Annotated in this window: 17 protein-coding genes; 9 read left to right on the plus strand and 8 right to left on the minus strand. The window is 36.4% G+C overall.

From position 1 onward, the window contains the following. Positions 1 to 5 precede the first annotated feature (5 nt). A complete protein-coding gene (locus tag ACUXEY_RS21225) occupies positions 6 to 1,331 on the minus strand; it encodes an ArsB/NhaD family transporter (RefSeq protein ID WP_142952729.1) in 1,326 nt (441 codons plus the stop codon). A 289-nt stretch (positions 1,332 to 1,620) separates the two neighbouring features. On the opposite strand from ACUXEY_RS21225, the gene kapD reads away from it, so the two are divergent. After that, on the plus strand, positions 1,621 to 2,244 hold the full coding sequence (gene kapD, locus ACUXEY_RS21230; protein ID WP_166704700.1) for a 3'-5' exonuclease KapD: 624 nt from the start codon (positions 1,621 to 1,623) through the stop codon (positions 2,242 to 2,244). A 41-nt stretch (positions 2,245 to 2,285) separates the two neighbouring features. Here kapD and kapB read toward each other — a convergent pair whose 3' ends face one another. Next, complete coding sequence (gene kapB / locus ACUXEY_RS21235) at positions 2,286 to 2,669, minus strand: kinase-associated lipoprotein KapB (RefSeq protein WP_429601846.1); 384 nt, start codon at positions 2,667 to 2,669, stop codon at positions 2,286 to 2,288. A 164-nt stretch (positions 2,670 to 2,833) separates the two neighbouring features. On the opposite strand from kapB, the gene ACUXEY_RS21240 reads away from it, so the two are divergent. Both ACUXEY_RS21240 and sodC read left to right on the plus strand, forming a co-directional pair. Continuing rightward, entirely contained in the window at positions 2,834 to 3,010 is a 177-nt protein-coding gene (locus ACUXEY_RS21240; RefSeq protein WP_048528424.1) for a hypothetical protein, read from the plus strand. Positions 3,011 to 3,078: 68 nt separating this feature from the next. After that, positions 3,079 to 3,618, plus strand: coding sequence for a superoxide dismutase [Cu-Zn] (sodC, locus tag ACUXEY_RS21245; protein WP_166704699.1), 540 nt, complete (start codon positions 3,079 to 3,081; stop codon positions 3,616 to 3,618). Positions 3,619 to 3,751: 133 nt separating this feature from the next. On the opposite strand, the gene ACUXEY_RS21250 is transcribed toward sodC, so the two are convergent. After that, positions 3,752 to 4,906 (minus strand): MalY/PatB family protein, encoded by a 1,155-nt coding sequence (locus tag ACUXEY_RS21250; RefSeq protein ID WP_429601844.1) that lies wholly within the window; start codon positions 4,904 to 4,906, stop codon positions 3,752 to 3,754. Between the two features lie 117 nt (positions 4,907 to 5,023). Here ACUXEY_RS21250 and ACUXEY_RS21255 point away from each other — a divergent pair, with 117 nt between their 5' ends. Further along, on the plus strand, positions 5,024 to 5,275 hold the full coding sequence (locus ACUXEY_RS21255) for a YugE family protein (protein ID WP_429601842.1): 252 nt from the start codon (positions 5,024 to 5,026) through the stop codon (positions 5,273 to 5,275). A 30-nt stretch (positions 5,276 to 5,305) separates the two neighbouring features. Here the strand turns inward: ACUXEY_RS21255 and ACUXEY_RS21260 are convergent, their stop codons facing one another. Together ACUXEY_RS21260 and ACUXEY_RS21265 are read right to left on the minus strand one after the other, a co-directional pair. Further along, entirely contained in the window at positions 5,306 to 6,145 is an 840-nt protein-coding gene (locus ACUXEY_RS21260) for an alpha/beta fold hydrolase (RefSeq protein ID WP_166704697.1), read from the minus strand. Positions 6,146 to 6,254: 109 nt separating this feature from the next. Next, positions 6,255 to 7,247: a 2-hydroxyacid dehydrogenase gene (locus tag ACUXEY_RS21265; RefSeq protein ID WP_429601840.1), complete on the minus strand. Its 993-nt coding sequence runs from the start codon at positions 7,245 to 7,247 to the stop codon at positions 6,255 to 6,257. 265 nt (positions 7,248 to 7,512) lie between these two features. Between ACUXEY_RS21265 and ACUXEY_RS21270 the strand changes: the two genes are divergently transcribed. From ACUXEY_RS21270 to yugI, 3 genes are all read left to right on the plus strand, one after another. Next, positions 7,513 to 8,010: an Lrp/AsnC family transcriptional regulator gene (locus ACUXEY_RS21270; RefSeq protein ID WP_038356754.1), complete on the plus strand. Its 498-nt coding sequence runs from the start codon at positions 7,513 to 7,515 to the stop codon at positions 8,008 to 8,010. Continuing rightward, positions 8,007 to 9,197, plus strand: coding sequence for an aminotransferase (locus tag ACUXEY_RS21275; protein WP_461301546.1), 1,191 nt, complete (start codon positions 8,007 to 8,009; stop codon positions 9,195 to 9,197). Before ACUXEY_RS21270 ends, ACUXEY_RS21275 begins: the two co-directional genes overlap by 4 nt. A 253-nt stretch (positions 9,198 to 9,450) precedes the next feature. Further along, positions 9,451 to 9,795, plus strand: coding sequence for a S1 domain-containing post-transcriptional regulator GSP13 (gene yugI / locus ACUXEY_RS21280; RefSeq protein WP_000003765.1), 345 nt, complete (start codon positions 9,451 to 9,453; stop codon positions 9,793 to 9,795). Positions 9,796 to 9,907: 112 nt separating this feature from the next. Here yugI and ACUXEY_RS21285 read toward each other — a convergent pair whose 3' ends face one another. Next, a complete protein-coding gene (locus ACUXEY_RS21285) occupies positions 9,908 to 10,141 on the minus strand; it encodes a DUF378 domain-containing protein (protein WP_000105788.1) in 234 nt (77 codons plus the stop codon). A gap of 275 nt (positions 10,142 to 10,416) precedes the next feature. Here ACUXEY_RS21285 and ACUXEY_RS21290 point away from each other — a divergent pair, with 275 nt between their 5' ends. Then, entirely contained in the window at positions 10,417 to 11,769 is a 1,353-nt protein-coding gene (locus tag ACUXEY_RS21290; protein WP_078419259.1) for a glucose-6-phosphate isomerase, read from the plus strand. A 107-nt stretch (positions 11,770 to 11,876) separates the two neighbouring features. Next, positions 11,877 to 12,290 carry a YugN-like family protein gene (locus tag ACUXEY_RS21295; RefSeq protein WP_166704694.1) on the plus strand — a complete coding sequence of 138 codons (414 nt, stop codon included), beginning with the start codon at positions 11,877 to 11,879 and terminating at the stop codon, positions 12,288 to 12,290. Here the strand turns inward: ACUXEY_RS21295 and ACUXEY_RS21300 are convergent. Beyond that, positions 12,277 to 13,272 (minus strand): potassium channel family protein, encoded by a 996-nt coding sequence (locus ACUXEY_RS21300; protein ID WP_461301547.1) that lies wholly within the window; start codon positions 13,270 to 13,272, stop codon positions 12,277 to 12,279. The genes ACUXEY_RS21295 and ACUXEY_RS21300 overlap by 14 nt on opposite strands. 93 nt (positions 13,273 to 13,365) lie before the next feature. Beyond that, on the minus strand, positions 13,366 to 14,046 hold the full coding sequence (locus ACUXEY_RS21305) for an MgtC/SapB family protein (protein ID WP_048528454.1): 681 nt from the start codon (positions 14,044 to 14,046) through the stop codon (positions 13,366 to 13,368). Positions 14,047 to 14,467: the final 421 nt, after the last annotated feature.

Below are 14,467 nucleotides of genomic sequence, written 5' to 3' on the forward strand. Positions count from 1 at the left end.
TTCTACTACATAAGGTAACGTAAATAAATATAAATATGAGAAATGATTAATGAAACGATCATAATTGGGAAACCGACTTTTAGGAAGTCCATGTAGCTAAATTTATGTCCTTCTCGGCTTGCGATACCTGCAACAATTACGTTAGCAGAAGCTCCGATTAATGTTCCGTTTCCACCTAGACAAGCACCTAATGCTAATGCCCACCATAATACGTCGATTTGTGCGTCAGAAGGTGATAATCCTAGCCCAACTGCCATATCGTTAATAAGTGGGATCATTGTTGCAACGAATGGAATGTTATCAATTGTTGCCGAGGCGATACCAGATACCCATAAAATAAGGATAGATGCGTAAGAAATATCTCCGCCCGTTATGCCAATTACTTTTTGCGCTAACATTTTGATAAGACCGATATCGATAAGTCCTCCAACGAGTACGAATAGTCCTGCGAAGAAGAAGATTGTTACCCATTCTACACTTGCGAATACCTCTTCAATTTCATGTTCTTTCACACCGATTAGCATAAGAACAGTAGCACCAGTTAAAGCGATGATAGCTGCATCAACATGGAAAATCGAATGAGTCATGAAACCTACAATTGTAAGTCCAAGTACTGTTAAAGATTTTTTCATTAATACGGGATCTTTAATGTATTGCTTTTCATCTAAACTCATTAATTTCTTAACTTGTACAGGATCAGCAATTAATTGTTTACGATACATGAAGTAAAGTATTGTCGCTGTCACACCAATAATAATGATTACGATAGGTGCTAAGTTGAATAAGAACGCATTGAAATCTAAATGCTTATTTGCAGAACCAATCATAATATTAGGTGGATCACCAATTAATGTTGCTGTTCCTCCAATGTTTGAAAAAATAATTTCAGAAAGTAAATAAGGAACAGGATTTACTTGCAGTATGCGCGTAATAGATAAAGTAACTGGAACAACAAGAAGTACAGTTGTAACGTTATCTAAAAATGCGGAACCAAGCGCAGTAAGTAAGGAAAGTGAAATTAAAATTTTAATTGGATTTCCTTGTGCTCCTTTTGCTGCTTTAATGGCAACGTATTGGAAGACACCCGATTTACTCGTAATGTTCACCAAAATCATCATACCGATGAGTAGTGTAATCGTCCCCCACTCAATATGTTTCGTAAAGGCGTTGTGTAAATCAACGACCCCCATAATTACCATGAGTGCTGCACCAAGAAGTGCGATGACAGCGCGATTAATTTTTTCAGAAATAATAATGGCATATGTAATTAAAAAGACTGCGATAGCAAAATAATACTGCCAGTTTGCGAGCTCTTGCGTTGTTTCGTGCAAAACTCTCATCTCCTTTCATTCACTTTTATTAGTGTGTCAAAAATTAATTAGATGAAACACACATAACGTCATTATAAATTAGAAAAATGTCGGATGTAAATGAAAGGGCTTATTTTGTTATATTTTCTGCAAAGGTCATTTTTTCGTATTTTTAAAAATATTTGCGGGCATTTGACATATATATAAGATACATCCAATCTGAATATTTAAAATGGAATTAGCATTCGAGCTTGTTCGTATAGGAGTGTCAAATAGAAAGGAATGACAAAGATGATAAGGAAGGGATCGTATGGATGAACAACAATTTTTATTTTTGGATTTTGAGTTTACGATGCCCCAGCACAGAAAAAAACCAAAAGGATTTTTCCCGGAAATTATTGAGGTAGGACTCGTTTCGGTTGTCGGCTGTAAAGTAGAAGACACATATTCAGCTCATGTTAGGCCGAAAACGTTTCCTTCTTTAACGGACCGATGTAAAAAATTTTTAGGGATTAAACAAGAAGCTGTAGATAAAGGAATTTCGTTTCTAGAACTCGTTGAAAAACTTGCAGAATATGAAAAGAGATGTAAACCAACCATTGTTACGTGGGGAAATATGGATATGAAAGTGTTGAAGCATAATTGTGAAATGGCGGGAGTCGACTTTCCTTTCTTAGGACAGTGCCGTGATTTATCAATGGAGTATAAGAAGTTTTTTGGTGAGAGAAATCAAACAGGATTGTGGAAAGCAATTGAGGCCTATGGAAAAGTAGGGACAGGTAAGCATCATTGTGCGCTAGATGATGCGATGACGACGTATAATATTTTTAAATTAGTAGAAAAAGATAAAGAATATTTAGTGAAACCAGCACCTCCAACATTAGGAGAACTCGTTGATTTTTCAAAAGTTTTAAAGAAAGTGAGTACACAGTAACGACCAAATTGCACAGTATGTAATTTGGTCGTTTTGTTTTTTTATAGTTTGTAGTCTTTTTTTAACTGCTCTAATGTTTCTAGACTACGAACCGCAAAAGGTGAATCATCTTCAGAAAATGAATTCATTTGAGTTTCTAATGCCAATTTGAGTGACTCTGTATACTCCGGAATTTCTCCTTCATATTTCTTCACCATTTGCTCTGGAATGTTCGTCTGTTCACGGAAAGCTAAAGCGCGTCTTTCATGGAAAAATGGTACGTCTGCTTGTTTTACGTTATGTAAGTCACCTTGCACTGGATGTTTTAAAACAGCTAATACTTTTACGACGTAACTGCCAGGACGGCTATTTGTAACTTCGCCGATGTATTTTCCAGTTTTATAAATACCAGTAACGATCTCGCCAATTTCAATTGTTTCTCTCATATTTTTCACCTCAAGTTTATAGTAAGGAAAGTAGGAGGAGGAGTCAAAGAAATCATTCGCTTTCGGAACGCCCCTTGAGAATATGAACTGGTTCAACTATAATTTAAAGGTATATAACAGAAAATTCTGATGTTTTTTGAATCCTATAATAAGGAGTGTTCCGTATGATGCCTTTATATTTTCCGGAAGATAAAACAGAATATATTATTCCAGGGATTGTTTGCGTTCTATTTATCATTGGTGCTGTTGCTACGTGGCGTATGTTTATTCGTGTATCAAAACGAGAAGCAGAGCAATTACAGAAAGTTGAAGAAAAACTGTTAGCTGAAAAGAAACAGTAACTCATTTTTGTATGTTTCCCTCTATGCTCGGACAATCTAAGGGCAGAATATGTTTTGGAGGGAATAGAATGAAAAAACGGCTTTTTTTCAGTTGTTGTTTATTATTTCTGATGGCAGGTTGTGACCAAGGAAAGCCGAAAGAAATTGACGTGAAATTACATAATGCTTCAGGTGATGAAGTTGGGACTGCGAAAGTAGTGCAGCAAACAAGCGGAGTGAAAATTACGATTAAAGGGGAAGGGTTCGCACCTGGCCCGCACGGCATACATGTACACGAAATTGGTGAGTGTAAAGCACCACGTTTTGAATCAGCGGGGAATCATTTTAACCCTGATAATAAAAAGCATGGTCTTCTTAATCCGAAGGGCGCAGAAAACGGTGATTTACCGAACGTAATCGCAGACGGTTCTGGAAAGATTAAAGCAGAAATCGATGCGCCGCACATAACGCTTGAAGAAGGAAAAACGACAATTCATAGAAAAGATGGAGCGTCTATTATTATTACAGAAAACGCTGATGATGGGATGACACAACCGACAGGTAAATCAGGTGATCGAATAGCTTGTGGTGTTATTGTAAAAAAAGCGTCAGATATGAAGAAAAAGTAAAAGCTACCGTGTATGGTAGCTTTTTTTGTGGAACGATTATATCGGCGATTATTGAAATATATCGACCATAACTCAAAATATATCAGCGATTTTTAAAATATATCGATTTACCGACAAAAACTGATAAAGGAGTTTATTGTGAAAACGTATGGCGTAGTCTATTTAAAATTTCTTCTAAAACAGATCTTGGACAGCCGATGTTAATTCGAATATGTTCTTCGCCGCCTAATCCGTATTTTTCACCAGGCTCAACAATTATTTTTCCTTTTTCCTCAAGTAATGTGGTACGTTCGTCTTGAGAAAGCTGTAGGCGAGAGCAATCAATCCATAATAAAAAGCTACCTTCTGGCTTCGTTACGGAAAGAGTAGGTATGTGATCTTTAATATATTTACAAGCGAATTGAGCGTTATCTTCTATATATAATCGAATTTCATTTAGCCAATCGTTACATTCTGTATAGGCACTTTGCATCGCTGTATAGGCAAATATATTTAATCCGTGGAAGCCTTGTCTATATTGGATAGATGTAAAGGCTTGACGGAGTTTTTCATTTGGAATGATGATAATCGATGCTTGTAATCCAGCGATATTAAATGTTTTACTCGGAGCCATACAAGTAATCGTACGTGCTGCTAATTCTTCTGATAGAGAAGCAAATGGTGTATGAGTACGATCTCCGTAAATAATATCGGCATGAATTTCATCTGAGACAACAATTACATTATATTTTGTACATAATGCTCCGAGCTTCGTTAGCTCGTCTTTCGTCCAAATGCGTCCGATAGGATTGTGAGGGCTACAAAGAAGCATGAGTTTAATACCTTGTTCAAATTGTTTTTCTAAATGATCGAAGTCTATCATATATGTGCCATCTTGTTTATATAATGGACTCACGCATAATTGTCTATTGTTTGTTGTGACCATTTCGAAAAATGGGGGATAAATAGGTGGTTGTACGAGAATGGATTCGTTTTCCTTTGTGAAGGCCTGTATGCTCGTACTAAGAGCTGGAACGATTCCCGCGCTAAAGACAATCCATTCTTTTTGAATATCCCAGTTGTACTGTTTTTTTGTCCAGTTACAAATAATATCGCCAATATTTTCGGGAGGAAGTGTATAGCCGAAAATAGGATGCTCGATACGTTCCTTTAAAGCAGTTTGAATTGGTTGTGGTACTTCAAAATCCATATCAGCAATCCAAGCGTGGATAAGTTCTTCGTTTTTATACGTATCCCATTTTATACTATGAGTTCCACGTCGATTGACTGTTTTATGAAATAGTTGCATAAGTTTGCCCCCTTCTTCTGTAAAACCGTTAAGTTATGAAAGTTCTCTCTCTTCTTATAGAATAGCTGATGTGATAGGATAAAGAAAAGTATTAAAAAGTGAAAAGGCGGGAAGCGAATGGGTGCATATGAAAAGATGATAGAGGTTGTGAAGAATTGGGATCCGTTTCAAATGGGACCGGAGTTTTATGAAACAGAAGCGAGCGATGTTGTGAACGTCGCAAGTGTGTTTGATGATCCGAAATACATCGCAAAGAAGATTCAACATATATACTTTATGTCTTTTGAGGAAGTACCTGCGCTTGAAAAATGTGAGAAGTTAGCTGTGGAATTACTTGTAATAAAAGAAGGCGGAAGTTGTTCATTGTAGGCTGTCGGAATTTCCGACAGCCCTTTATAATTATTGCGCAGAAAAAGCGATAATTTCTTCATAAACATGTTCAGGTTTTTCTTCAGGTAGTAAATGCCCTGTGTTTTCGTAAGAAATAAATTTCGAATTCGGTAAATCTTTGTGTAGACGATGACCTACATCTACTGGGACGACGCGATCTTTTTCACCCCAAATGAGTAGTGTAGGTGTTTTGATTTTTTGTAATTCAGTTGAAGATAAGTCACCTTCACGATCTCGTATCATACGAGTCAAAGCAGGGAAGATACGGTTGTCATAAAAAGGAGCGGAGTAACCTTCCTTCATCTCATCATCAATTAAGGAGTGATCATGAACGACATTCATTAAGTTATGAACGATGCCGCGCCGGATAATCCAGTTTTTTACGTATAAATGAAAGAACGGTAAATAAGAAGAGTACAGTAAAGGTAAAGCTGCGCGTGCTAAATAGCTAGAGCTGCATAGTAAAATCGTCTTTGAGATTAATTCAGGGCGTATACGGTTTACATAAAGAGAAATTTGGCCCCCCATAGAATGTCCAACTAATACAATATTTGAGAGAGATAAGTGTTCAATTAAATCGATAATAACCGTTGCTAAATTTTGATAAGAATACTTAAATAGATGAGACTTATCACTTTTTCCGAACGGTGGTAAATCAAGAGCAATTACTGTTCCTTCCTTCGATAGTAAAGGGATAAGACGGCGGTAGCTGAATGAGGAAGATAAAAAGCCGTGAACGAGTACGAAAGTAGGACGTTCTGTTTTATTGTCATGTTCATACAATTCGTAATGAACAGTAGTGCCGCGAGTGGAAAAAGTGAAATAAGGACAAGCATATTCGTGATTCATTTTTTGTCACTCCATTGATTTTTGTTCATATCATCTCCAAGGAAGAAAAAAATATGTTAACAAAAAAAGGCAAGATGACGATGTCATCTTGCCTTTCACTTATTTATTATTATCCGCGAACAATATTTGGCGGAATTTTTCCTTCTAACCCTGCAACTAAATTTTCAGCGGCTGTCATAGCCATTTGCTGCCTAGTTTTTAATGTTGCAGATCCGATGTGTGGTAAAGTAACGACATTTTGTAAGGATAAGAGCGGATTATCTTTTTGAATCGGCTCTTGTGTAAAAGTATCGATGCCTGCTGCAAAGATTTTCTTTTCTGTTAAGGCATGGATTAACGCTTCTTCATCTACTGTTTTTCCTCGAGAAGCATTAATGAAGATTGCCGTTTCCTTCATTAATGAAAATTCCTTTTCTCCGATAAGATGATACGTTTCATCTGTTAATGGAGTAAGAAGAACAATAAAATCGGATTGCTTTAGTAGCGTCTGTAAATCACAATATGTAGCATCGAATTTTTGCTCCGCTTCTTCTTTACGGCGACGGTTATAATATAGAACATCCATATCAAATCCAAATTTTGCTCGTTTTGCAACGGCTTCTCCAATTCGGCCCATGCCGATAATGCCGATTGTACTATGGTGTACATCCAGCCCGAAGTGCTCTTTTCCAATTTCGGCATTCCATTCACCATTTTTTACGTAGGAGTCAAGTTCGCAAACACGGCGACCAGCAGATAACATAAGGGCAAAAACGAGGTCAGCTACTGTATTATCTAGTACGTATGGTGTATTCGTTCCGATGACATTGTGCTTTGCCATCGCTTGCAAATCAAAATTATCGTAACCGACAGAAATGTTGCTTACTACTTTTAAGTTAGGAGCTGCCTCTAATAATTCTTCATTAATAGCAGATCCAAAATTTAATAAACCATCTTTATCTTGTATTTTCTCTAATAGGACATCACGAGGTACTTTCTCATTTTGCTCCCATTTTTCATAATCACAGTGTTCTGATAAATATTTTTCTACAAATGTTGGAACTGGCTCGGCAATATAAACTTTTGGTTTCACGGTTCCATCCCCTTTCGCTTTATCACGCATTTTTCTGCTGATTAAAGTTTCACTTTACCCCGCTTTAACTAGCAGTAAGACTCCCACCTAAAAGACGGTTGAGGCAAAGAAGTGAGGTGGGAGATCAACTGCTCGTAAAAGCCCGATTAATGTGGGCTAATAATCAGCGGGGTAAAGCATTCCGCTGATTAAAGTTTCACTTTATTTTGACATAATTCACTAAAAAAATCTTCTTTTCAAACTGGAAAAGGTATTTGTATAATTTAGACACAAACGAAAAGGAAGGATGATTTATATGGTGACAGAAAAGGAATTAGAATTATTAGCTTGTCTTGAAAAAAGTAGTCGATTATCTGTAGATACATTAGCGAAGCTGTTAAATATAGAAGTAGAAGAAGTAAAGAAAATGGTTAAAAAATTAGAAGCGGAAAAGATTATCGTAGATTATGTAACACATATCGATTGGACGAAGGTGAAAGAACATACAGGTTTAACGGCAATGATTGATGTGAAAGTTACGCCAAAGCACGGCGTTGGGTTCGATGCGGTTGCTGAACAAATTTATCGCTATTCAGAAGTAAAGTCTGTGTATTTAATGTCAGGGACATACGATCTTTCTATTACATTGGAAGGAAAGACAATGGGAGAAGTCGCGATGTTTGTTTCTGAGAAATTAGCAACAATTGAATCTGTCGTTTCTACGACAACGCATTTCATTTTGAAGAAGTATAAGCATGAGGGAATTATTTATGAAAAAAACGATGATGATAAGAGGATTGTGGTGACACCATGAAGCAATTTGAACTATCTAGAGCAGCAGAATCTTTACAACCATCAGGTATTCGAAAGTTTTTCGATTTAGCAGCAAATATGAAAGGTGTTATTTCTCTTGGAGTAGGAGAGCCTGACTTCGTTACACCTTGGAATGTGAGGCAAGCGTGTATCCGTTCTTTAGAACAAGGATATACGTCATATACAGCAAATGCAGGATTATTGGAGCTGCGTCAAGAAATAGCAAAGTATCTAAAAAAACAATTTGTAGTATCTTATGATCCGAACGATGAAATCATTGTTACAGTTGGAGCGAGTCAGGCGTTAGATGTAGCGATGCGTGCCATTATAAATCCTGATGATGAAGTACTCATTATTGAACCGAGTTTCGTTTCTTATGCACCGCTTGTAACATTAGCTGGAGGAGTTCCGGTTCCTGTGGCGACTACTTTAGAAAATGAGTTTAAAGTACAACCGGAACAAATTGAAGCAGCTATTACAGCGAAAACGAAGGCAATTTTGCTTTGTTCACCAAATAATCCAACAGGTGCAATGTTAAATAAATCCGAGCTTGAAGAAATAGCAGAGATTGTTGAAAAGTACAATTTAATCGTATTATCTGATGAAATTTATGCAGAGCTTGTATACGACGAAGTATATACAAGTTTCGCGAGTATTAAAAATATGCGCGAGCATACGATTTTAATTTCAGGATTTTCAAAAGGATTTGCTATGACAGGATGGCGCCTCGGTATGATTGCAGCTCCTGTTCATTTTTCAGAATTAATGCTCAAAATTCACCAATATTCCATGATGTGTGCACCGACGATGTCTCAGTTCGCAGCACTTGAAGCGTTACGCGCGGGGAATGATGAAGTAATTCGGATGAGAGATAGTTATAAGAAACGCCGTAATTTTATGACGACATCTTTCAATGAAATGGGATTAACATGTCATGTGCCGGGCGGAGCATTTTATGTCTTTCCTTCTATTTCTTCAACTGGACTATCTTCGGAGGAATTTGCAGAACAGTTATTATTAGAAGAAAAAGTGGCTGTTGTACCTGGAAGTGTATTTGGTGAAAGTGGTGAAGGGTTTATTCGTTGTTCGTATGCAACGTCGCTTGAACAGCTAATGGAAGCAATGAAGAGAATGGAACGGTTCGTAGAGAATAAAAAAAGGACAAAACACAACACGTTTTGTCCATAAAAGGGGGGGAATACTAGAAAGCCATGTGTTAGTATTCTATCCTAATATTGGAGAATTATACTTACTTAAGGAAATTTTTTCATGAATTTTGAATGCGTTCTGTCATAGTGGTATAATTTACTAATATAAGGTATACGTATCCTGAGTAGTTTTATTTAGGGTACGTACTAACTAATCGGATATTTAACAATAAATCATCTGCTTTGCTATCTACAATTGTAGAGAAAATGGTAAACGTATGGGAGTGTTTCATATGTCAGAACAATATACAACAGGAGTGGTTGTAACAGGGAAAGTGACTGGGATTCAAGATTACGGTGCATTTGTAGCGTTAGATGCAGAAACACAAGGACTTGTGCATATATCTGAAATTACAAATGGATATGTAAAGGATATTCATGACTTTTTAAAAGTCGGCGATACAGTAGAAGTAAAAGTACTTTCAATTGATGAAGAACACAGAAAAATGAGTTTATCGTTAAAAGCGGCGAAAAGAAAACAAGGACGGATTCTTATACCGAATCCATCTGAGAACGGATTTAATACGCTGCGAGAAAAGCTAACAGAATGGATTGAAGAGTCCGAGTTAACAAAGTAAAAGAGGAACGCATATGAGCGTTCCTCTTTTACTTTATCTTATGATATATATTTGCAAATATGATTGCATGCAATCATATTCGTATGTCGGAGGTGAAGTAAAGACATACTGACTAGCGAATCTCGTTCGTTTCTGGGTGAGTGCCAAGATTTTCTGATGGTTTAAAGAGTAAACCAAGATTGATAAGCCCAGAAATACCGACGATGCCGTAAATAATACGTGCAAGAGCTGAGTTTTGTCCACCGAAAATGGCTGCCACTAAGTCAAACTGGAAGAACCCGATTAGTCCCCAGTTCACAGCACCAATTACAGTAAAGACTAATGCGATACGTTGCAGTGTACTCATGAAAAAGCCCCCCCTTAATTGTGAAGCATGAGCAAGTGATGAGTTAATTAACTCTTTTATAGAATGGTGTAGTTATGTTGTTTTTATACATAAAAAATATAAGAAAAAGGATGTATATACATCTATACCGAAAAATGCGAATTTTTATGCAAAAAATGAACTTTTTCTAAAAAATATATATTGGTTACGTTTACAATTGTTGAATCGCTTGATTTACAACTTCAGTTTCGCTAAAGTGAATACAGAAATACATATACATTATTGGAGGGAAAAAGATGAGTACACATGTAACGTTCGACTATTCTAAAGCGTTATCCTTCATCGGTGAACATGAAATCACTTATTTACGTGATGCAGTGAAAGTAACACATCATGCAATCCACGAAAAAACTGGAGCTGGGAACGATTTCCTTGGGTGGGTAGACCTTCCGCTTCAATATGACAAAGAAGAATTTGCTCGCATTCAAAAATGCGCAGAAAAAATTAAAAATGACTCTGACATTTTACTTGTTGTAGGTATCGGTGGTTCTTACTTAGGAGCACGTGCAGCAATCGAAATGTTAAACCATTCTTTCTACAACACACTTTCTAAAGAACAACGTAAAACTCCACAAGTGCTATTTGTTGGACAAAACATTAGCTCCACTTACATGAAAGATTTAATGGACGTATTAGAAGGTAAAGACTTCTCTATTAACGTTATTTCAAAATCAGGTACAACAACAGAGCCTGCACTAGCATTCCGTATTTTCCGTAAGTTATTAGAAGAGAAATATGGAAAAGAAGAAGCTCGCAAACGTATTTATGCAACTACAGATAAAGCACGTGGTGCATTAAAAACATTAGCTGATAATGAAGGTTACGAAACATTCGTTATTCCAGATGATGTTGGAGGCCGTTTCTCTGTATTAACGCCAGTTGGTTTATTACCAATCGCAGTTAGTGGCTTAAATATTGAAGAGATGATGCAAGGTGCAGCTGCTGGTCATGGTGACTTCAGTGCATCAGAACTAGAAGAAAACCCAGCTTACCAATATGCGGTAGTTCGTAATGCGTTATACAATAAAGGAAAAACAATTGAAATGCTTGTTAACTATGAGCCAGCGCTTCAATACTTCGCTGAATGGTGGAAACAGTTATTTGGTGAAAGTGAAGGAAAAGATCAAAAAGGTATTTTCCCATCTTCAGCTAACTTCTCAACTGACTTACACTCATTAGGTCAATATGTTCAAGAAGGTCGTCGTGACTTATTTGAAACAGTTCTGAAAGTAGGGAAATCTACACATGAACTAACAATCGAATCAGAAGAAAACGATTTAGATGGATTAAACTACCTTGCTGGTGAAACTGTAGACTTCGTAAACACAAAAGCATACGAAGGTACATTACTTGCACATAGCGATGGTGGAGTACCAAACTTAATCGTAAATATCCCTGAATTAAATGAGTACACATTCGGTTACCTTGTATACTTCTTCGAAAAAGCATGTGCGATGAGCGGCTACTTATTAGGCGTAAATCCATTTGACCAACCAGGAGTAGAAGCATACAAGAAAAACATGTTTGCTTTACTTGGTAAACCAGGATTTGAAGAGTTAAAAGCAGAATTAGAAGAACGTTTGAAATAATAAAAAGCGACCGGAATCCGGTCGCTTTTTATTATTTCATCGAAAAGTCCATCAGTATATTCAAACTAGAGTGGGTATGCTAAGGAAAAAGTCTAGGAGGGATGGGCTTGATTCCAATTCAATCAAATTTAGAAGGACGTACATATGCGTTATATAAGTTAGAAGAGATAATGAAGCCACTTGGATATAGCATTGGTGGTAATTGGGATTATGATAAAGGATGCTTTGATTATAAGATCGATGAAGAAGATGGCTATCAATTTCTGCGAGTGCCATTTACAGCAGTAGATGGAGAATTAGATGTACCCGGTGTAATAGTTCGTCTTGGAACGCCGTATATTCTTTCGCACGTATATCAGGACGAACTAGATGATCATGTAAATACTTTAACAGCCGGAACGAGCGGAATAGATCAATTTGCTGAGCCGAAAGATCCAGATGGAGATGTGAAAAGAAAATATATCAATATTGGAAAAGTGCTCATGCAGGAACTAGAAAAACATTTTCTTAATGGTGAATAACAATGAGTATGTCACTTTCAATGAGAACAAAGGAATGGACTGGATTAATCATATATTGTTCATCACGCTTTATACCTAGTAAGAGAATGTTTTGCTTTAAAAGAGTATAGCTACAATTTGCAAAAGTTTGTTCAGTGCAGGACGGAGGAAGCTCCATTAGTTGTAATTTATTATCAGAGATTTCATTGTAAAGTGAGAATAGTACGCCTGAAATGGAAGGGAATAAAAGAGAAGCGGTAAATACATAGCTCGTTAATTTATTTCCTTCTATAATTTCTGATGCACCAGCTCTCGTTGCATTTTGTATTTGTTCAGAAGTAAGAAGTTCAGCGATGCAGTGAATGTTTTGGTTGAGCCCTTTTGCAGTTAAAATATTTAAAATGGACTGTGTATCTGCTAAGCTTTCATTTTTTTCTTTATCAGCTGTTATTAATATAGTGTGAGCTGTTGTAATATTAGCCTTTAATAACGTTTGATCATGATGAGGACACCCCTTTATAAATTCTAAATGATGAAATGGTTTTGGAAGTAAAGAAAGTGTTTCATCAATTAAAACGATATCAAGGTTCGGTTGTAAAACGTGCATTTGTTTTACAACGCGCTTTGCCCGTTCATTCCAGCCGACAATAATCATATGACCGTTAGAAGTTGCAGCTTCTTCTCCTTTAATTTTCATATATTGTTTATTAATCATATCAGTGGCGAATAGAACCATATAATAAGAACAAAAACCGGTTCCAAATAAAATAATGCCCATACCGATAAGTTTTCCTATTAGTGTATGAGGAGCAAAGTCACCGTAGCCAACGGTGAAAATGGTAACGATTGACCACCAAATTCCATCAAACCATGTAGTGAAGTGCGATGGTTCTAATCTATGTATAAGAAAGCCGGAAAAAGCGGTAAGAACAATGATAAAACAGATTAAACGAAAAATAATGGAATCACGAAATGTATCTACTAAATTTGGACGGGATTTCAAACTCTTATTCCTCCTTACTTTGCAGGACTACATTCATTGTTACCATTATAGAAAAAAGAAAAACTCTCTAATTGAAAAGAGAGTTTTTTTACGTTACATACTTTCCACTTCAGTTTGTTGAACACTTTCAAGATGCTGGAGGGCGTAGTAAACATCAGCAGTATGTCTTTTTTGATCGATACATAATTTCAAATGCAAATAGTGTGAGCCATTCTCCAATGTTTTGAGCTTCATGTTCTTAACTTTTATATCCATTTCTTTTATTTCTTCAATTACAATTGGGATATTGTCCATATTCCGCACAACAAGTTTTACTGCAATATCACGTTGGCGAAATGATCTTGGTCCTATAAATTTCATTGTTAAAGGTATAAGTTCAACACTAATCATAAGGAAACACATCCCGAAAATCGCTTCTATATAGAATCCGGCCCCAACAGCAATGCCGATACCGGAAGCGCCCCAAATCATAGCGGCAGTCGTTAATCCTGCAATACTATCGTTTCCTCTACGTAAAATAACACCGGCACCTAAAAAACCGATTCCTGATACAATTTGAGCAGCAAGTCGAAGTGGGTCCATATTCATATGATCAGTATGTGGTAAATTGTAAGCCGCTTTAATAGAAACAATCGTCAGGAGGCAACTAATGATAGAAATAACTAAACAAGTTTTTAAACCAAGTGGTTTCCGTTTTAATTCGCGCTCTAAACCGATGGCGAACCCTAAAATAGCCGAGAGACCTAGTTTGATTAATAAATCGGTATAGTCCATATGTATTCCTCCTTGTATGATATGGTATATGAATAAAACATTTATTATAGAAAGAAATGTTTTTGGGTAGAGTGACTTTATATAGAATATATGTAGAAATCTCTTAGAAATGAAAGAGATATTTCGTTTAAGTATATGATATTAAAAAAGAAATGTAGTTAATTTAAAAAAAGTTTTCAAAAGGTGTTGCATTTCATTTTTCAACATGATATATTAATAACCGTCGCTGATGCGGAAACGCAGAAAACGACAAAAAAGAAATTGAAAAACTTAGTTGACATCGAAAAACGAAGATGTTAACATAAGGAAGTCGCAAATGAGCGACCAAGTAGTTCTTTGAAAACTGAACGAAACAAACAACGTGAAACGTCAATTTTTATTTTTAGATGCTAGACAAACTAACTTTATTGGAGAGTTTGAT

The sequence above is a fragment of the Bacillus sp. F9_6S_D1_P_5 genome (assembly GCF_054823925.1).